Source organism: Paenibacillus sp. PL91, from assembly GCF_012935325.2.
Taxonomy (GTDB): domain Bacteria; phylum Bacillota; class Bacilli; order Paenibacillales; family Paenibacillaceae; genus Pristimantibacillus.
In genome coordinates this window covers 59,381-75,976 of the sequence record NZ_JABBYG020000002.1, presented here as the reverse complement: position 1 = coordinate 75,976, position 16,596 = coordinate 59,381, and the positions used below count along the sequence as shown (strand labels likewise).

At 49.8% G+C, this 16,596-nt stretch carries 19 protein-coding genes; all 19 read left to right on the top strand.

The window, feature by feature from the left end; translation table 11 throughout:
* Positions 1-95 precede the first annotated feature (95 nt).
* The 19 genes from HI950_RS05640 to HI950_RS05550 all read left to right on the top strand — a co-directional run bounded on the left by HI950_RS05640 (position 96) and on the right by HI950_RS05550 (position 16,586).
* Entirely contained in the window at positions 96-1,253 is a 1,158-nt protein-coding gene (locus HI950_RS05640) for a BMP family ABC transporter substrate-binding protein (protein WP_169082929.1), read from the top strand.
* Positions 1,254-1,380: 127 nt separating this feature from the next.
* Positions 1,381-2,922, top strand: a complete 1,542-nt coding sequence (locus tag HI950_RS05635) for an ABC transporter ATP-binding protein (protein WP_169082928.1) — start codon at positions 1,381-1,383, stop codon at positions 2,920-2,922.
* Complete coding sequence (locus tag HI950_RS05630) at positions 2,919-4,046, top strand: ABC transporter permease (protein WP_169082927.1); 1,128 nt, start codon at positions 2,919-2,921, stop codon at positions 4,044-4,046. Before HI950_RS05635 ends, HI950_RS05630 begins: the two co-directional genes overlap by 4 nt.
* An 18-nt stretch (positions 4,047-4,064) precedes the next feature.
* The gene (locus tag HI950_RS05625) at positions 4,065-4,994 is read left to right on the top strand and encodes an ABC transporter permease (RefSeq protein ID WP_169082926.1); all 930 of its coding nucleotides are present in this window, start codon (positions 4,065-4,067) and stop codon (positions 4,992-4,994) included.
* A gap of 21 nt (positions 4,995-5,015) precedes the next feature.
* Positions 5,016-5,960: an FAD binding domain-containing protein gene (locus HI950_RS05620; protein WP_169082925.1), complete on the top strand. Its 945-nt coding sequence runs from the start codon at positions 5,016-5,018 to the stop codon at positions 5,958-5,960.
* A gap of 24 nt (positions 5,961-5,984) precedes the next feature.
* The gene (gene pucD, locus HI950_RS05615; RefSeq protein ID WP_169082924.1) at positions 5,985-8,261 is read left to right on the top strand and encodes a xanthine dehydrogenase subunit D; all 2,277 of its coding nucleotides are present in this window, start codon (positions 5,985-5,987) and stop codon (positions 8,259-8,261) included.
* Between the two features lie 6 nt (positions 8,262-8,267).
* Positions 8,268-8,768 carry a xanthine dehydrogenase subunit E gene (pucE, locus tag HI950_RS05610; protein ID WP_169082923.1) on the top strand — a complete coding sequence of 167 codons (501 nt, stop codon included), beginning with the start codon at positions 8,268-8,270 and terminating at the stop codon, positions 8,766-8,768.
* Entirely contained in the window at positions 8,765-9,250 is a 486-nt protein-coding gene (locus tag HI950_RS05605) for a nucleoside deaminase (RefSeq protein WP_169082922.1), read from the top strand. The genes pucE and HI950_RS05605 overlap by 4 nt, the downstream gene beginning before the upstream one ends.
* A complete protein-coding gene (gene uraD / locus HI950_RS05600) occupies positions 9,247-9,747 on the top strand; it encodes a 2-oxo-4-hydroxy-4-carboxy-5-ureidoimidazoline decarboxylase (RefSeq protein ID WP_187768038.1) in 501 nt (166 codons plus the stop codon). The genes HI950_RS05605 and uraD overlap by 4 nt, the downstream gene beginning before the upstream one ends.
* Before the next feature lie 16 nt (positions 9,748-9,763).
* Positions 9,764-10,723, top strand: coding sequence for a factor-independent urate hydroxylase (gene pucL / locus HI950_RS05595; protein ID WP_169082921.1), 960 nt, complete (start codon positions 9,764-9,766; stop codon positions 10,721-10,723).
* The gene (gene uraH, locus HI950_RS05590; protein ID WP_169082920.1) at positions 10,720-11,103 is read left to right on the top strand and encodes a hydroxyisourate hydrolase; all 384 of its coding nucleotides are present in this window, start codon (positions 10,720-10,722) and stop codon (positions 11,101-11,103) included. Before pucL ends, uraH begins: the two co-directional genes overlap by 4 nt.
* Positions 11,104-11,177: 74 nt before the next feature.
* Entirely contained in the window at positions 11,178-12,239 is a 1,062-nt protein-coding gene (gene add, locus HI950_RS05585) for an adenosine deaminase (RefSeq protein ID WP_169082919.1), read from the top strand.
* 191 nt (positions 12,240-12,430) lie between these two features.
* Entirely contained in the window at positions 12,431-13,372 is a 942-nt protein-coding gene (locus HI950_RS05580) for an ADP-ribosylglycohydrolase family protein (protein ID WP_169082918.1), read from the top strand.
* 26 nt (positions 13,373-13,398) lie between these two features.
* Positions 13,399-13,938, top strand: coding sequence for a hypothetical protein (locus tag HI950_RS05575; protein ID WP_169082917.1), 540 nt, complete (start codon positions 13,399-13,401; stop codon positions 13,936-13,938).
* Positions 13,939-13,950: 12 nt separating this feature from the next.
* Entirely contained in the window at positions 13,951-14,133 is a 183-nt protein-coding gene (locus HI950_RS05570; RefSeq protein WP_169082916.1) for a hypothetical protein, read from the top strand.
* A 47-nt stretch (positions 14,134-14,180) separates the two neighbouring features.
* Positions 14,181-14,456: a hypothetical protein gene (locus HI950_RS05565; RefSeq protein WP_169082915.1), complete on the top strand. Its 276-nt coding sequence runs from the start codon at positions 14,181-14,183 to the stop codon at positions 14,454-14,456.
* 408 nt (positions 14,457-14,864) lie between these two features.
* On the top strand, positions 14,865-15,329 hold the full coding sequence (locus tag HI950_RS05560) for a GNAT family N-acetyltransferase (RefSeq protein ID WP_169082914.1): 465 nt from the start codon (positions 14,865-14,867) through the stop codon (positions 15,327-15,329).
* Between the two features lie 18 nt (positions 15,330-15,347).
* Positions 15,348-16,061, top strand: a complete 714-nt coding sequence (locus tag HI950_RS05555) for a class I SAM-dependent methyltransferase (RefSeq protein WP_169082913.1) — start codon at positions 15,348-15,350, stop codon at positions 16,059-16,061.
* 48 nt (positions 16,062-16,109) lie between these two features.
* Complete coding sequence (locus HI950_RS05550; RefSeq protein ID WP_169082912.1) at positions 16,110-16,586, top strand: DinB family protein; 477 nt, start codon at positions 16,110-16,112, stop codon at positions 16,584-16,586.
* Positions 16,587-16,596 lie beyond the last annotated feature (10 nt).

The window sequence follows — 16,596 nt, the reverse complement described above, 5'->3', positions numbered from 1 at the left end:
GAAGCCATCTCGTGTCGACTAATCGACAGCGTACAACTGATAGTCTTGTACCTTGTCAGCTATCCAAAAAAAATAGAGAGTCGGGGAGGAACGGTATGAAACAGCACAAAAAAGGATGGACTACAGTTTTTGCACTTTTGTTATCACTTGTATTCGTCATTAGCGGCTGCTCAAGCAGCAAGACAAACAACTCAAATGAGGGTACAGCAAACCCGTCGACAGAAGCTCCAGCAGGAGAAGCGGCAACGGATGAGACGGCGAAGCTGCCCCGTGTCGCATTCGTATATATCGGACCTCCGGGAGACGGCGGTTGGACTTTCGAGCATGACAAGGGCAGATTGTATATGGAAGAGAAGCTGGGCATCAATGCGGATACGGTCGAAAATGTGCCGGAGAGCGCGGATGCGGAACGGATCATTACCGAGCTCGCACAAAACCACGACATTATCTTCACGACAAGCTTCGGCTACATGGATTACACCCTCAACGTAGCCAAAAAATTTCCGAATGTGAAATTCCTTCATACCGCAGGCTACAAAACCAATGACAACATGGGCACATTCTTCGGTAAAAACTTCGATGCCAGCTATTTAAGCGGTATTGCAGCAGGAAAAATGACGAAGAAAAACGTGATCGGCTATGTGGGCGCTTTCCCAATACCTGAAGTTATTTATAACATAAACGCCTTCACGCTTGGCGTGCAGAGCGTGAATCCGGATGCGAAGGTCAGCGTCGTTTGGACGAATACCTGGTATGATCCGACAACAGAGCGTCAGGCAGCAGTAAGTCTGCTGGATAAGGGAGCAGATGTCCTGCTCGCTTATCAGGATTCACCGGCAACACTGCAAGCAGCGGCTGAACGAGGCGCAATGGCTGGAGGCAACGATTCCGATATGACCCGATTCGCGCCTGAAGCATACTTAACGAACCCGATTTGGAACTGGGGACCTTATTATACGAGGACAGTTCAAGCAGTAATCGATGGCACTTGGAAGAGCGAGCAGTATTCCGGCTCATTGGCAGACGGCATGGTCGATATTGCCCCGCTTGGACCGAGCGTGCCTGAGGATGTGAAAACGATGGTAAACGATACGAAAACGAAGCTCATTAACGGCGAGATCAACGTATTTACTGGTCCGATCACAGATGCTTCCGGCGCAGTCAAGGTTGAGGAAGGCAAGACGCTTTCGCTTGATGACATTTTGATCATGGACTGGTTCGTTAAAGGGGTAGAAGGCACGATTCCGAAATAATCGGCTTTCGCCATATGGATAAGTCAACAAATCCCTGAATTAAGGGATTTGTTGATTTATTATCACCTATTTGGGTATGTAGCAGTTTTCGAAGTAGATTGCTGTGCAACCTTTGAGGAGGGTCAAAATGAAAAAGTATTCGGTAGAAATGCGCCAAATCGTGAAGCATTTTGGCTCGGTCGTGGCGAATGACTCTGTTGATTTTCAAGCGAAGCGGGGAGAAATTCATGCGCTGCTTGGGGAAAACGGGGCAGGCAAAAGCACGATGATGTGCATGCTCTCTGGCGTATATCGACCAACCAGCGGCGAGATCTTCATTCATGGCGAGCCGGCAAAGATTCGATCGCCAAAGGATGCGATGAAGCTAGGGATTGGCATGGTATTTCAAAACTTCCGCCTCGTTCAAACGTTGACCGCAGCCGAGAACATTGTGCTGGGGGAGAAATCATCGTTTTGGCGAGGCTCCAAATGGATGAACAATAAGCAGCAGGAAATCGAAGCGATCGCGGACCATTTTGGCTTATCTTTCCCGGTCAATCGACCGATTTGGCAGCTCTCGGTTGGGGAGCAGCAGCGAGTGGAGATCGTCAAAACGCTTTATCGCGGTGCGGAGCTTATTATTTTGGATGAGCCGACATCGGTTCTGACGCCCGGCGAGGCCGAGCAGCTATTCGCTACGCTGCAGCGCATGAAATCGGAAGGGAAGACGGTCATTCTGACTACCCATAAGCTGAAGGAGGTCATGTCCGCATCGGATCATATATCCGTCATGCGCAAAGGCAAGCTGATTCATTCTATGGCGAAAACAGACACCAATGAACGCGAGCTTGCGAAGCTGATGGTTGGCAAGGAGCTCGGCGAAAGCCGGCCAATCCTTCCGCGTCCGAAAGGGAAGCGGCTGCTCACCGTCCAGCATGTTGATGTCTATGCCGATCATGGCAGGAAATCGCTCGATCATTTCTCGCTAGAGGTTGGCGAGGGCGAAATCGTCGGCGTGGCGGGTGTTGCTGGAAATGGTCAGAAGGAGCTTGCCGAGGTGCTTACAGGCCTCAGGCCGTGGAAGCACGGAACGATTCTTTTTGATGGCAAAGAGCTGAAGAATGGTTCCGTAAAGGCGGCAATCGAAGCGGGGATTGCCCATGTGCCCGAGAATCGCATGAAGAGCGGGCTCGCCGGAAATCTGGGCATCGTAGACAATTTATTGTTCAAATCGTATCGGACGAAGGAACGCTCTCGATATGGATTTTTGCGGATCGGGGCAAATCGCCAATGGTCGCAAGATTTAGTCAAACAATTTGATGTTAGAACGCCTGGCCTCGACACGCCAGTCCAGCAATTGTCGGGCGGGAATCAGCAAAAGCTGCTTTTTGCTAGAGAAGTAAACCAGAATCCCCTGCTTATGGTAGCCGTGCATCCGACTCAAGGACTCGATGTTGGAGCGACGGAAGGCGTGCACCGACTTATGGCGGAGATGAGAGACGCTTGCAAGAGCGTTTTGCTGATTTCAGAAGATTTGGATGAGGTTATTCAGCTCTCTGATCGCATTCTCGTCATTTATAACGGGCAGATCGTAGGCGAGATGGCAAGGGAGGAAGCGGATCGGGAGAGGATCGGCATGTATATGGCAGGTCTTCAAGCTCCTGAGGCGCCGGGGGAGGAGGCGGGATGAGCGACAACAAGCCTGTATTAACGAAAGGCCCGCTTGCTATCGAAGTCGGTCAAAAATCTAGCAAATGGAAGTGGCGAACCTATCGCATTGAAATCGATAGCGCCAAGAAGGGCAGCACGTGGTGGATTCCTTTCGCATCGTTGCTGCTGGCGCTGGTCGTTTGCGGCATATTTATTGCAGCGAACGGCATGAATCCATTTCCAGTATATAAGAAAATGTTCACCGGCGCGTTCGGCACTTCATACGGCTTGACCGAAACGCTTGTAAAAACGATTCCGCTGCTGCTATGTGGACTTGGCGTCGCGATTGCTTATCGCATATCCGTTTGGAACATCGGCGCGGAGGGGCAATTTGCAGCTGGCGCGATGGCCGCGACCGCGGTGACGATTTATTTTCCGAATATGCCCGGCATTCTCATTATTCCTGCGATGATCGTGTTCAGCATTGTTGCTGGCGGCGTATGGGGTCTGTTAACGGCAATTCCGCGCACCTACTTTCAAGTCAATGAGCTGGTAACCTCTTTAATGCTCAATTACGTTGCTTTGCTCGCGATGGATTATTTTGTGTTTGGCCCTTGGAAGGACCCGAAAGGGATGAATTTTCCGGGGACGCCTATGTTTACGGAGGCGCAATCGCTGCCGGTGCTTGGCGACACAAGGCTGCATCTAGGGCTATTGTTTGGCATTATTGCGATTGTTCTATATGGCTTCTTCATTAAATACACGCGCTGGGGCTATGAGCTGAGATTGATTGGTGCCAATCCCGAAGCTGCCAAAAATGCGGGCATTCGAATTAGCAGACATATTTTACTGGTTATGCTCATTAGCGGCGGGCTGGCCGGTCTTGCAGGAATGGCTGAGGTATCCGGAGTGACGCATCGCTTGATGTACGGTATTTCGCCGGGATACGGCTACACCGCCATTATTGTAGCATGGCTCGCGAAGCTGCATCCTCTCGGGCTAGTCGTATCCTCGTTTCTATTCGGCGGCCTTATAGTCGGAGGGTACAGCGTGCAAACGATTGGCTTGCCATCCTCGATCTCCGAAATGCTCCAGGGCGCGATCTTATTTTTCCTTATTGCAGGCGGCACTATCAGTAAATTCCGTCTTCGTAGAATTCGTTGAAAAAGGGGCGTTTAAACGATGGAAATCGTGTATCAAATGCTGCTGGCCGCCATATCCTCTGGTACACCGCTATTGTTCGCAACGCTAGGCGGCATATTGATCGAACGCTCTGGCATCATCCAGCTAGGCGCAGAGGGTCTCATGCTGATGGGAGCCGTTACGGCATGTCTGACATTTCTGCAAACCGGCAGCTTAACGATTACGCTGCTTGCCGTTTGCGGTATCAGTATTCTGCTAGGCGGCATTCATGCTTTTCTCAGCGTGTCGCTGCGAGCGAATCAGATCGTTTGCGGACTTGCGATGACTTTGTTCGGGGCGGGGCTAAGCGCTTATTTAGGCAAACCGATTAGCGGACTTCCCGTACCGAGAGCGGTACCGAAGCTTGATATGCCTTGGCTTGAGGGCGTTCCATTCATTGGCCGCATTTTCGCACATCTTGATCTATTGACTTGGTTCAGCTTCTTGCTTGTAATCGGTCTTCATCTCTTCATCCATCGCACCTCGCTCGGGCTTCATCTGCGGGCAATGGGCGATAATCCGGCTACTGCGGATGTAATGGGGATACGCGTTCAAGCGTTTCGCTACGGCTACATCATTGTTGGTTCTGTCCTCATTGGGCTTGCAGGAGCGGATTTGCTGCTCGTCTACTCGCCGACTTGGACGGAGGGAATGACGACGGGGCGAGGCTGGATCGCGGTTGCTTTAGTTATTTTTGCCAGATGGAATCCGGTTCGCGCCCTCTTCTGCGCTTATTTCTTTGGGGCGCTCGACATGCTGGGCTTCCGCATTCAATTGATTGGCAGTGAAATACCGTCCTATTTCTTAAAAATGATTCCATACGTCGTTACGATTCTAGTCCTCATGTTCCTCGGCTGGCGCAATCGCAACAAGCCTTCCGGCTCGCCGGAATCGCTTGGCGTACCGTATATTCGGGAGCAACGATTTTAACAACAAAAGGAGGGGAGAACGATGGGCATGAACGTACCGGAGACCATGGCGTCTCCTCTTGTATGGCATCCGCAAACGGCAGCGGATGCGTGGCAGCTCAAACAAAACTATGCAACAGATAGCGTTTATATATCCGGCGGCACACTGCTTCGCACGCACTGGGAAGCTGGGATAGCGGCTTTGCCGAAGCACTTAATTGATTTGAGCACGGTTCGCGGTTTGAAGGAGATTAGAGTCGGCGAGACGGGACTCTTAATTGGCGGTCAAATGAGCTTGCAAGCCTGCCGCACCAACGCTTTTCTGCAGCGGCACTTCCCCATGGTAAGCGAGGCGATACGTACGATAGCGGCGCCTTCCGTTCGGCATCTAGCGACGATAGGGGGCAATGTTGCCTCCAATATAGGCGATTCGGTACCTGCACTGCTCGCGTATGATGCCGAATTGCTTTGGTACGACGGCAATGCAGAGCAGCAGCTGCCATTGACGGAATGGCTGCATATCGCAAGTGTTCCGAGTCTGGCAAATGAGCGTCTGCTGCTAAGCTTGCTGCTTCCTTTTAAGGAGACGGAGGAACAGGCAGCGAGAGATGACGCTGACGTTGTGTTTGATGGGAAGGATTCGATTTCGAAAATGAAGCGTTTCGGCGCTTATCATAAAGTCGGACGCCGTGAAGCGTTCACTCCATCAGTCGTAACCGCAGCAATCAAGGGAACGCTTGCGGATGATGGTGTACTGCAGGAAATTCGGATTGCGCTTGGCGGCGGTCAGACCGTGCCGCAGCGACTCGACCAATTAGAGAAGGAAATCGTCGGAGCACTTGTGGATGGTCAACTGCTTCAGCATGTATACGACCGAATTCTACAGCTCTATGATCCGCGAGAGGATCTGTTCGCATCGGCTGCTTATCGGAGGACTACGGCTGCAAATATTATCGTGGCTGAGCTGTGGAAGGCAGCGAGACTTTAATGGCAAAAAGGGAGGATGAGGCATATGCTCTTAAACCGCGCAACCAGCGCAGGGCGATGGAGAATTCGTCCTGACGGGTTAGGCAAGGTGACAGGCAGCTTGGCTTATTTAACGGATATGACAAGGGAAGATATGCTTTACGGTCTCGTGCTGCGTAGCGAGCATCCGCATGCGCGAATCGTATCCATTCAAACGGAAGCTGTCAAGCAATTGCCCGGCGTTCATGCGGTGCTCACCTATCTGGATGTCCCCGGATTGAATGCTTTTGGAATCGCGCACCCGGATCAGCCCGTGCTGTGTGAGGATCGTGTGCGTTATGTGGGCGATGCACTGGCGACAGTAGCAGCTGACAGCATTGCGATAGCCCAGCAAGCGATCGAATTAATCGAAATCGAATACGAGATTTTACCATTAGTCGATGATCCTGAGCGTGCGCTGCTGGCAGATGCACCGCAGTTGCACCCTCAAGGGAATGCGATGCATCATACATCGTTCAGCCGAGGGAATGTGGAGGACGGCTTCAAGCCATGCACTCATATTATTGAAGAAACGTATTATACGCCTCGCCAAATGCACACGTACATGGAAACCGAAGGCGGCTTGTTCGTGCCTGAGGAAGACGGTCGATTGACGGTCTACTCGCCTACGCAGCATGGGTTCATGGATCGGATGCAGCTATCCCGCATATTGGCGAAGCCTCAGCAAGAAATTCGGATCGTCTCAAGCCCCATAGGCGGCTCGTTTGGCGGGAAGGATGAACTCAACGTGCAGCCATACGGCGCGCTGCTCGCAATGAGCACGGGAAAGCCCATTAAGATGCACAATTCCAGACACGAATCGATTCGAGCGGGCTTAAAGCGGCATCCGATGAAAATTACGATGAAAACAGGTACGGATGCTGCCGGCAAATTGCTAGCGCATCAAGTCAGCATTATTTCGGATACAGGTCCGTATTCCACGCTAGGCGCAGAGGTGCTTAACTTCGCCACCGAGCATGTCATAGGCCCATATCGCTATGAGCATTTGGAGGTCAAAGGCGTTTCCGTGTTCACGAATAACGGCATGTCCGGTGAATTCCGAGGCTTTGGCGGCAATCAGGCCATCTTCGCGCTGGAAGGCCAAATGGATCGGCTTGCCGAACGGCTCGGCATGGAGCCTTGGGCATTTCGCAAACTGAATATGCGTCAGGTAGAGGACCTTGGACCATTCGATCAGCCTATCGCAATGACAGAAGGTGCCGAACAGGTGTGGGACGCCGTTGCAAAATGTCCGCTGTGGCAGGAGAGAGGCAGCTCGGTTGCAGCCGGCTTGCCTGAAGCCGAGCCTTGGATAAAGACGGGGATCGGAGCGGCTTTTACGATGCATGGTGCTGGACTTGGCGTCGGTATTCCCGATCCGGCTGGCGGACGATTGGCGCTCGCGGCGGACGGGAGAATCGAAGCGGTGTTCGGCTATGAGGAATTTGGCCAAGGCTTGCTTGCGACGCTTGAGCAAATGCTTATTGAGCAGTATGGTTTCGCCGCAGAAGATATCCGAATCATTATCGGAGATACCGATGTCGTGCCCGAGAGCGGTTCTACGACGGCATCGCGCGCTACCGCTATGATGTGGAAGTCGCTTCAGCGGTTGAAGAAGCCATTAACGGAGCAGATGCTGAAGAGAGCAGGAGCTTTCCTCCATCTTTCGGAAGAGCAGCTCCGACTTGGCGAAGGTGGCATATGGGGAGGAGCTGACGATAAGCTGCTGCTCTCCTATGAGGATTTAGCCAAAACAGATGGTTCCCCCATCAGCTGTGAAACGTCATTTGCATTTCCTACCTCGCCGACGGATCGGGTAGGCGCTCATTTTATGTATACGTACTCGGCAGTTGCCGTTAAGGTGGAGCTCAATTCATTAACCGGGCGAGTAAGAGTGCTTCAGCAATATCACGCGGTGGCGGCTGGACCTGTAATCAATCCACAGGGCTTCCTCGGTCAGATCGAAGGAGGCAGCAGCATGGCGCTGGGCTTTACCCTTATGGAAGATGCCATTATGGATAAAGGCCATTATATTACACGGAATTTGGATACGTATCTTGTCCCGACCATCGCTGATCAAAACGGCTTGGTGGAGGTCGAGGCTATTGAACAGTTGCCGGAAAATGATAATTATGGCCCGCGCGGCATCGGTGAGGTCGGCTCCGTAACGCTGGCTCCTGCTATTGCGGCAGCCATACGGCAGGCAAGCGGCAAATGGGTAACGAAATTGCCGGTTAAGCCTAGCTTTTTGCAGGAAGCGCCGTTTTTTCTGATGAAAGGGTGAGAGGGAATGATTGATAAGGCTGCGCAGGCTGGAACGAAGTTTGAACTGCAATGCTCCATTAATGGAGGAGAGAAAACGATTGATGCAGCACCTTCAACCCGCTTGCTGACCATACTCAGGGATGATCTGGCGCTCACCGGAACGAAGCGTTCTTGTGAAATCGGGCGATGCGGCGCATGTATGGTGCTGATCGATGGCAAGGCGGTCAATTCTTGCTTGACGATGGCTTACCAATGCACAGGCTCCGAAATTACGACGATAGAGGGCATTGCTCCTAGCGGGATCGATCCGATACAGCAAGCCTTTCTGGAGGAGGGCGGCTTTCAATGCGGCTATTGTACACCTGGCATGATTATTTCCGTCAAAGCGCTGCTCGATGAGCATCCCAATCCCTCTGATGATGAAATAGCCGAGGCGTTGTCCGGCAATATATGCAGATGTACGGGCTACGGGGGAATTTGGCGAGCGGTTAAACGAGCTATAGAAGGGAGGCGTCAAGCGACATGACAAAAACGGATAAGCACTTATTCTACTTATTGCGCAGCATCGAAGTGTCGCGGAAAGCTAGGGAATCTGGGAATACACCATTCGGCGCTATTCTTGTGAGCCCAGAAGGCGAAATCGTGCTTGAGCAAGGTAATATTGAGATTACGGAATCAAACTGCACAGGCCATGCGGAAAGAACGCTTATGGAAGCAGCCTCCAAACGATACAGCAGAGATGAGCTATGGCATTTTACGCTTTATACGACGGCGGAGCCTTGCGCAATGTGCGCTGGCGCTATTTATTGGGGCAACGTTGGCTCGGTCGTCTACGGCATTTCAGAGAAGCGTTTAGCTGAGCTAACGGGTGACGATGAACAAAATCCGACGTTAGATTTGCCCTGTCGCATCGTATTTGCGCAGGGCAGAAAACCCATTCAAGTATTCGGTCCTTTCCCAGAGGTTGAGGAAGCGGCGATTGCGGTTCATGAGGGGTACTGGAAATGAAGATAACGATTGAACAAATAAATGAAAGCACCCGCGAGCAATTCGTCGAGCTACTGGGCGAGATTTTTGAGCATTCCCCTTGGATCGCCGCTTCGGCTTATGGCGCTCGTCCTTTCGCATCGGTTGAAGCTCTGCATGCAGCCATGATCAATGTCGTGCGGGAGTCCAGAGTAGAGACGATTGTTGACTTATTCCGTGCTCATCCCGATCTCGGAACGCGGCTTGCGGTTGCTGAATTTTCCGCGCAGGAGCAGCAAGGAGCTGGACTGCATCAATTAACGATCGAGGAATATGACCACTTCTACGGCTTGAATCAAACCTATTTGAAAACCTTCGGCTTTCCTTTTATTTTGGCGGTGAGAGGGAAGAAGAAGGAGGATATTTTGGAAGCGATGGAAGCTCGATTATGGAACTCGGCTAGCGAAGAAGCGGAACAGGCGCTGCTCGAAATAGAAAAGATAACCGGCTTTCGCTTAAAAGATCTCATCATAGAGTAGAGAAGGGACGATCGTCATGTTAAAATTACGCAGTGGTCGAACGCTTTATTATGGAAAAGGGGATGTGCTCAGCTATCGGACTTATGCAGCCCCGCTCTTGGTCAAAGCGATTCCGGAATCGCGATTCACGGGGGACAGCAACGTTATTTTCGCTCATAACATAACCTTCTCGGTAAGCAGCGAGGTGCTGCTAACCTCCTTCACGGAAGGCGACAATACGCAGGTCGTAGCTACCGATTCTATGAAAAATTTTATTTTGCGCCAAACGGCAAATTATGAGGGAAGCACGACGGAAGGTCTGTTAGCCTTCATCAGCCAAAAGTTTCTTGAGCGTTATCCGCATATCGACGCCATTGAGATTCGAGCTGATCGAATGCCATTTAGCCCGGTAAATATTGCGGAAGGAAGCGATTGGAGCGATAGCCAGCTCGTCTTTCGAAGATCGCATAACGAGCATGCCAGCGCTGCCCAAAAATGGATTCGCATGCCGGATGGCGCGGCGCTCGCAGAGCAAGAAAGCGCCTTGTCGCATATTCAGCTAATTAAAGTTAGCGGCAGCTCCTTCTATGGCTTCGTTCGCGATGAATATACGACTTTGCCTGAAAGCTTTGATCGGCCTTTATTTATTTTCCTTGATATTTTTTGGACGTATGAGCATGCGGAGGATGCCTTCGATAGCAAGCGCGGCGGGTACGTTCCTTCCGAGCAAATTCATGATCTTGCCCATACGCAGTTTCATTCGGAGAAATCGCCATCGATCCAATATTTGATTTACCGAATAGGGAAAAGCATTTTAATAAGATATCCGCAGCTTGCAGAGGTTCGCTTCGAATCGAACAATCGCACATGGGAAACGGTCGTGGAGCCGGACCATGCGGCAGCTGCCGGCGTCTATACGGAGCCGCGTCCTCCTTATGGCTTCCAGGGCTTTACGCTCACGAGGGCTGACCTGGATGAAGGGACGGAACCGTCATGAGCGGACGGATCACGACCCATGTTCTTGACCTTGCAGGCGGGAAGCCGGTTATCGGGATAGCGATCGAGCTTTGGTATTTGGGGCAGGCAGCTGGAAGTGCGGAAGGACTGCAAGCACCTAAGCTGATCGGTGCGTATAAGACGAATGATGACGGGCGAGTCGATCACCCCTTGCTTGACGGTGAGGATATGGAGCCAGGCACCTATGAGCTTATATTCGCAGCTGGCGAATTTTTCCGTCGGACGGCGCATCTGTCAGCCATTGAGGGAAGCATCTTCGAATGGATTCCGATTCGGTTCCAGGTTCACGATGCGTGTGGACACTACCATGTCCCGCTCCTAGTGGCGCCTGGCGGGTACAGCACTTATCGCGGAAGCTAGCAATCGTGCTGCGGGACAGGTATATAAGCTTTAAGGGATGTGTATGATTAGGTACTATGAAGGGGGAGCCTGCGATGACGTTAACAATTGAACAATCGGCAGCAGGTAAGGCGTTATTGTCGCAGCTGCCAAAGGTCGATTTGCATGTGCATTTAGATGGAAGCGTAAAGCCTGAAACGTTGAAGGAGCTTGCAGAGGAGCAAGGCTTGCCGCTGCATACAGACTCGGATGCCGAGCTTCTGGATCAAATGAGAGTGGGAGAGCAATGCGAGAGCTTAAAGGAATATTTAAGTAAATTCAGCTTCGTGCTCCCTTTTTTGCAGACAGCTACGGCAATAGAGCGAATTGCGTTCGAGGTGGTTGAACAAGCTGCAAAGGAAAAGGTGAGATATATTGAGGTGCGATTCGCCCCTCAGCTGCATCGCCTGCAAGGGCTGTCCAATCATCAGGTCATTCACCATGTAATAGAGGGCTTGAAGCGCGGCGAGGAAGCCTTCGGTACGGTAGCGAGAGCAATCATTATTTGTTTGAGAAGCCATCCTTATGAATGGAATAAGGATGTAATCGAAGAAGCGGCGCGATTTTATAAAAAAGGGGTCGTCGCTGTCGATTTGGCAGGCGATGAAGCTTCTTTCCCGGCTAAGCTGTTCCGTCAGCTGTTCGAAGGGGCGCAGCAGCTTGGCTTGCCGGTCACCATTCATGCAGGAGAAGCTGCAGGCGCGGAAAATGTTCGCGAAGCGATAACTTCTCTTGGCGCCGTCCGAATCGGCCATGGCGTACGAATGCTGGAGGACCCCGAGGTTGTAGCGCTTGTGAAGGAGCGGCAAATCCCCCTTGAAATGTGTCCGCTCAGCAACATTCAGACGAAGGCGGTTTCGGGTTGGGATGCTTATCCGCTGCGCCATTACTTGGAGCAAGGCATCGTCGTTACGGTCAATACGGACAATATGACGGTCACAGGTACGACGCTTCAGAAGGAATATGAGCTTCTGATGGACCATTGCGGCATTACGCTGAATGAGATCGTGACAATCGTGATGAATGGCGTGAAAGCTGCCTTTCTGGAGGAAGCAGAGAAGCAATCGTTGATAGCGAGGTTTAAGAGCGAGCTCGCGGCTATCGGCATTCAAGTTTAATCAACATGCTTTGTTTGGAGCAAGTGGAGGCTTTGCGCTGCGTTATTGGCGTAAAGCCTTTCTTTGCTTTCGCGCAGGCTGCAATCGTTAAGAATCGCCAACAAAGGGTTGGATGCTGTTTCCAAATGATTCTAGCGTTGTTATACTGGAGGAGCGATAAGACTTTGCTCTAAAATGGAGGTTGTCATACGATGACTAAAGTACGCGATGGAATAATTGGACTTTGTGTTGGAGATGCGTTGGGCGTCCCCGTCGAATTCCGATCACGCAGCGCTTTGAAGAACAGCCCATTAATCGATATGATCGGTTTTGGCACGCATTCGCAGCCAGCAGGCACATGGTCGGATGATAGCTCGTTAGTTTTTTGTCTAATGGAAAGCATCGCTGCGTTCCCTCAGATAGATTTAATTGATATAGCTGCTCGGTTTGTGGAATGGTTGAATAGGGGCTATTGGACGCCTCATGGCGATACGTTTGATGTTGGGATCGCTACCGCAGATGCGATTAAAAGGTATAAATATAACTGCATTCGGCCTGACCTAGCAGGTGGATCAGAGCTATTCAGCAATGGAAACGGATCGTTAATGCGTATTATTCCGCTAGCTTACTTGCTAAAGGAAGAAACCTTTGAGGATCGATTAGCGCTTGTTGCGCAGGTGTCCTCCCTAACCCATCGGCATCAAATTTCTATTATTGCCTGTGTTATCTATGTTGAGCTTGCGATTCATCTATTGAATGGCCTAAGTTTGGAGGATAGCATCGGACAAATGAGAGAAACGGTCAATGAAGCTTATCAAGAAGCGGGCGCGGCTGAGCATTTAAAATCATTTGATCGCGTGCTAAAAGGAGATTTGGCTCAGCTGGCAGAAGATGATATTCAGTCATCAGGCTACGTCGTCCATACGCTGGAAGCGAGCATTTGGAGTCTGATGACGACCGGAAGCTACAGCGAGGCAGTGCTGCGTGCCATCAACTTAGGCGAGGATACCGATACGACGGGTGCGGTAACCGGTGGATTGGCTGGTCTTTATTATGGAATAGACGCAATTCCAGAAGGATGGATGAGTCAGCTGGCAAGACTGGATGAGATTCACCATCTGTGCGATAGATTCGAAGGAGCACTAACCAAATAATATGTGCAGATCAAGGCGGCGATAAGTTGGATCAAACTTTACAAAGAGCAAAAGAGCTGTTCACCTCTTATTTTGGGAGTTATTTTCAGATGCACCGAGATGGGAAGTATGAAGAATATAAAACGTATCAAGTGACCAAGGAAACCGAAGCCGAATGGCTGGAGGAATCGATTGCGAAATATACCGCCGAGCTGTCCATTAGGAACTGGGATGCGATCGCCCTCCTATTGTCAATCGCGAAAAACTTCCCGGACAGCCGTATCTTGGACAATGTGATTGCCTTTGCTTCCAGGCATCTTATGTCATCGGACAGCATCGTCAAGCTTATGCATGCCGAACATAGCGTAGCGATAATGAAGCTGGTAAAAGATAAATGTTCAACCGAGCAGCTTCACAATGCTTATAAAGTGACTGCGCTCATTTTGGAGGACATTATTTCTAAGCCGCTAATTATTGATCCTGGTCATGAGCTGCACGACTTCCAAATCAAAGATAAAAAATCTTTGAATAATCGGGCGGCGAAAAGCATTGAATTGATCAAGGAGATGCTGCATGAAACGAAATAGGGAGTGATTGAGATGAACAAGTATCATCGATTATCCATTGCTTATTTATTCGTTGGCGTTGTGTTTGTGGTAGGTGGCATGTCATTAAGAACAGCTCTGGAATATTCGCCTCTAATAGGCTGGATTCTGGGGCTGGCATCCTTTCTTACCAGCACGTACTATGCATCTAAAGCAAAGAAAGACGAAGGATCATAGAGTTATAGGTCTTCATGGTGTTTAGAGGAATTGTTTTGGAGGTTGTCATGAACAAGCAGAAAAGAATGCTCCTAGCAGTGGGTTTGATTGTCCTGCTGCTAGCGCTATTTCGATGGAACCACTTTACGACTCAAACCATTGCGCAGGTGAAGGTAATCGAGGCAAAAGCGGATGAAATTGTCGTTGAGAAAATGAGCGGCGGCCGTGAGACCGTTCAAATACCAAAAGGCATTTATAAGTTAATTGAAGTCAATCGTGAATATTGGATCACCTACGAGCATCGGAAGTGGGAAAGACCAACTTTGATATCGATTGAGCCTTAATTGGGAAATCGCCAGTTTTAGGCGGAGTAGGTTTGGGTGGCGTAGAGGAAAGTGGAAATGGAAGAAGGGGGTTTAGAGGTTCCTCGGGTACCCTCCTAGCTCCAGACTCTTCATTCGACTCATGCAAACAGGAAGATTAGTATTTTAGCGGGAAAAGCTCCTGCAAATTTCGCCGAATGCGCGCTTGTGCATGGATGAGCTGGAATTTCTCCCTTTAATTAATCTGAAATGGGTGAGTTCACGGATTTCTAACCGGATTAACAGGAGAAAATCCTTTTAAATCCAATTCTATTTTATTTACATAGAAATTAACTGGAGTTTTTCCTGTTCAATGCACCATTTCTTGATCGGACAGCCCATGAAATCATCTTATTATAATCGACTAACCATACAAGAGGAGTATAGAATATGCAAAATGTGACATTAACGGTAGTAGCCCCAGAGAACGAGGAATTACAAATGCTAATCCGTCAGCTCGATGAAGACTTATTGCAGCGTTATCCTGCGGAAGAAATATTTGGACTGGATTTTACGGATGAAAAAGTTAAGGAGATTGTATTCATCGTTGCTTACTACGATGGAATACCGGCAGGCTGCGGTGCGATTCGGCCGCTAGATGAGGAAGCGACAGAGCTGAAAAGGTTCTTCGTTGCTGAAGCCTATCGCAACAGAGGCATTGCGCAGCAAATATTGTTCGAGCTTGAAGCGAAGGCGAGGGCCATGCATTTTCGCAGCATTAAGCTCGAAGCGGGGGAAGAGCAGCCGGAGGCGCTCAGCTTTTATAGAAAGCACGGCTATACACCAATCGATAGATTTGGCATTTATGTGGATAGCGAGAGCAGTGTATGCTATGAGAAGCGATTGCAAGAGTAACGGTGAAGGGGCGTTCGAATGAACGATAGAATAGCGATTATTCGAGAACAAGAGAAAATTTATCATGAAGCATGCTATGACCAATATAAATTGTTTGAGGCAGGGTCATGGCTGCATAAACCGGTGAAAACCGTGATGGATAACCTCGGCTGCCTTGAAAATAAAGATGACCTATCTATCCTCGATCTTGGCTGCGGAGTAGGCAGAAATAGCATACCTATGGCCGAAACCTTGCGAAGCAGCAACGGAAAGGTCGTATGCGTCGATTTACTCGAGTCAGCGTTAAACAAATTAATGAGTTATGGCGAGCATTATGGAGTAAACGATTATCTGAAGCCTGCTGCTTGTGATATCGGAGATTATATCATCCCTAATCAGGCCTTTGATTACATAGTAGCAGTATCCTCGCTTGAGCATGTCGCCTCTGAGGCGGTGCTGTCAGACGTTTTGGATCGAATGAATATTGGAACAAAGCATAAAGGTATCAACTGTCTCATCGTCAATACGAACATAGAAGAGCTGGACGTGCAGAGCGGCGAAAGCTTACAGCCGTACGTTGAGATAATCAAGAGCACGGAAGAGATGCTGACGCTATTAAACCAAGCATATAACCGCTGGGAAGTATTAGACAGCCATGTGAAAAAACTAGAATTTACGATCAATCGGGAAGATCGGGACATTTTGCTAAAAAGCGATTGCTTGACGTATTTTGTCCGAAAGAGCAGCGAATGATGGAATCGTAAGCTAATGGAGTAGAGTTTGTAATAAATGGAGGTAGCGATGATGAATGTTCAACCTAATATGGCGATGATCAAAATTTTTGAACATGCGGCATGGGCAAACCAACAAATTTTCGATGTTTTTCAGAAAAGCAAGGGATCTGAAGAGAAGCTATTACGCTTGTTTGGCCACGTTCTCGCTGCAGAGCAGGTGTGGCTTGCCCGGATAAACGGGGAGGATGCTTTGGTATTCTCGATATGGCCTGAGTATTCCCTTGAGGAGTGCGAGCAGGTTATGAACCAGAATATCAGGGGCTATCAAACGTTGTTTGAAACGTTAAAAGAAGCTGACTTCTCTAAAATAGTTACTTACCCGAATAGCAAGGGGATTGTATTTCACACATCGATAAACGATATTTTAAACCAAGTTTCGTTACACGGCAGTTATCACCGCGGACAAATAGCGATGCTGCAAAGACAAGCTGGAGAAGAGCCCGTTAGTACGGATTACATCGTTTATGTGAGACAATTGGAATAGCGGCGTGAGC

Excerpts from the sequence above, each read along its gene's own strand:
- HI950_RS05640 (WP_169082929.1), top strand. The coding sequence starts at position 96 with ATGAAACAGCACAAAAAAGGATGGACTACAGTTTTTGCACTTTTGTTA.
- HI950_RS05635 (WP_169082928.1), top strand. The coding sequence starts at position 1,381 with ATGAAAAAGTATTCGGTAGAAATGCGCCAAATCGTGAAGCATTTTGGC.
- HI950_RS05630 (WP_169082927.1), top strand. The coding sequence starts at position 2,919 with ATGAGCGACAACAAGCCTGTATTAACGAAAGGCCCGCTTGCTATCGAA.
- HI950_RS05625 (WP_169082926.1), top strand. The coding sequence starts at position 4,065 with ATGGAAATCGTGTATCAAATGCTGCTGGCCGCCATATCCTCTGGTACA.
- HI950_RS05620 (WP_169082925.1), top strand. The coding sequence starts at position 5,016 with ATGGGCATGAACGTACCGGAGACCATGGCGTCTCCTCTTGTATGGCAT.
- pucD (WP_169082924.1), top strand. The coding sequence starts at position 5,985 with ATGCTCTTAAACCGCGCAACCAGCGCAGGGCGATGGAGAATTCGTCCT.
- pucE (WP_169082923.1), top strand. The coding sequence starts at position 8,268 with ATGATTGATAAGGCTGCGCAGGCTGGAACGAAGTTTGAACTGCAATGC.
- HI950_RS05605 (WP_169082922.1), top strand. The coding sequence starts at position 8,765 with ATGACAAAAACGGATAAGCACTTATTCTACTTATTGCGCAGCATCGAA.
- uraD (WP_187768038.1), top strand. The coding sequence starts at position 9,247 with ATGAAGATAACGATTGAACAAATAAATGAAAGCACCCGCGAGCAATTC.
- pucL (WP_169082921.1), top strand. The coding sequence starts at position 9,764 with ATGTTAAAATTACGCAGTGGTCGAACGCTTTATTATGGAAAAGGGGAT.
- uraH (WP_169082920.1), top strand. The coding sequence starts at position 10,720 with ATGAGCGGACGGATCACGACCCATGTTCTTGACCTTGCAGGCGGGAAG.
- add (WP_169082919.1), top strand. The coding sequence starts at position 11,178 with ATGACGTTAACAATTGAACAATCGGCAGCAGGTAAGGCGTTATTGTCG.
- HI950_RS05580 (WP_169082918.1), top strand. The coding sequence starts at position 12,431 with ATGACTAAAGTACGCGATGGAATAATTGGACTTTGTGTTGGAGATGCG.
- HI950_RS05570 (WP_169082916.1), top strand. The coding sequence starts at position 13,951 with ATGAACAAGTATCATCGATTATCCATTGCTTATTTATTCGTTGGCGTT.
- HI950_RS05565 (WP_169082915.1), top strand. The coding sequence starts at position 14,181 with ATGAACAAGCAGAAAAGAATGCTCCTAGCAGTGGGTTTGATTGTCCTG.
- HI950_RS05560 (WP_169082914.1), top strand. The coding sequence starts at position 14,865 with ATGCAAAATGTGACATTAACGGTAGTAGCCCCAGAGAACGAGGAATTA.
- HI950_RS05555 (WP_169082913.1), top strand. The coding sequence starts at position 15,348 with ATGAACGATAGAATAGCGATTATTCGAGAACAAGAGAAAATTTATCAT.
- HI950_RS05550 (WP_169082912.1), top strand. The coding sequence starts at position 16,110 with ATGATGAATGTTCAACCTAATATGGCGATGATCAAAATTTTTGAACAT.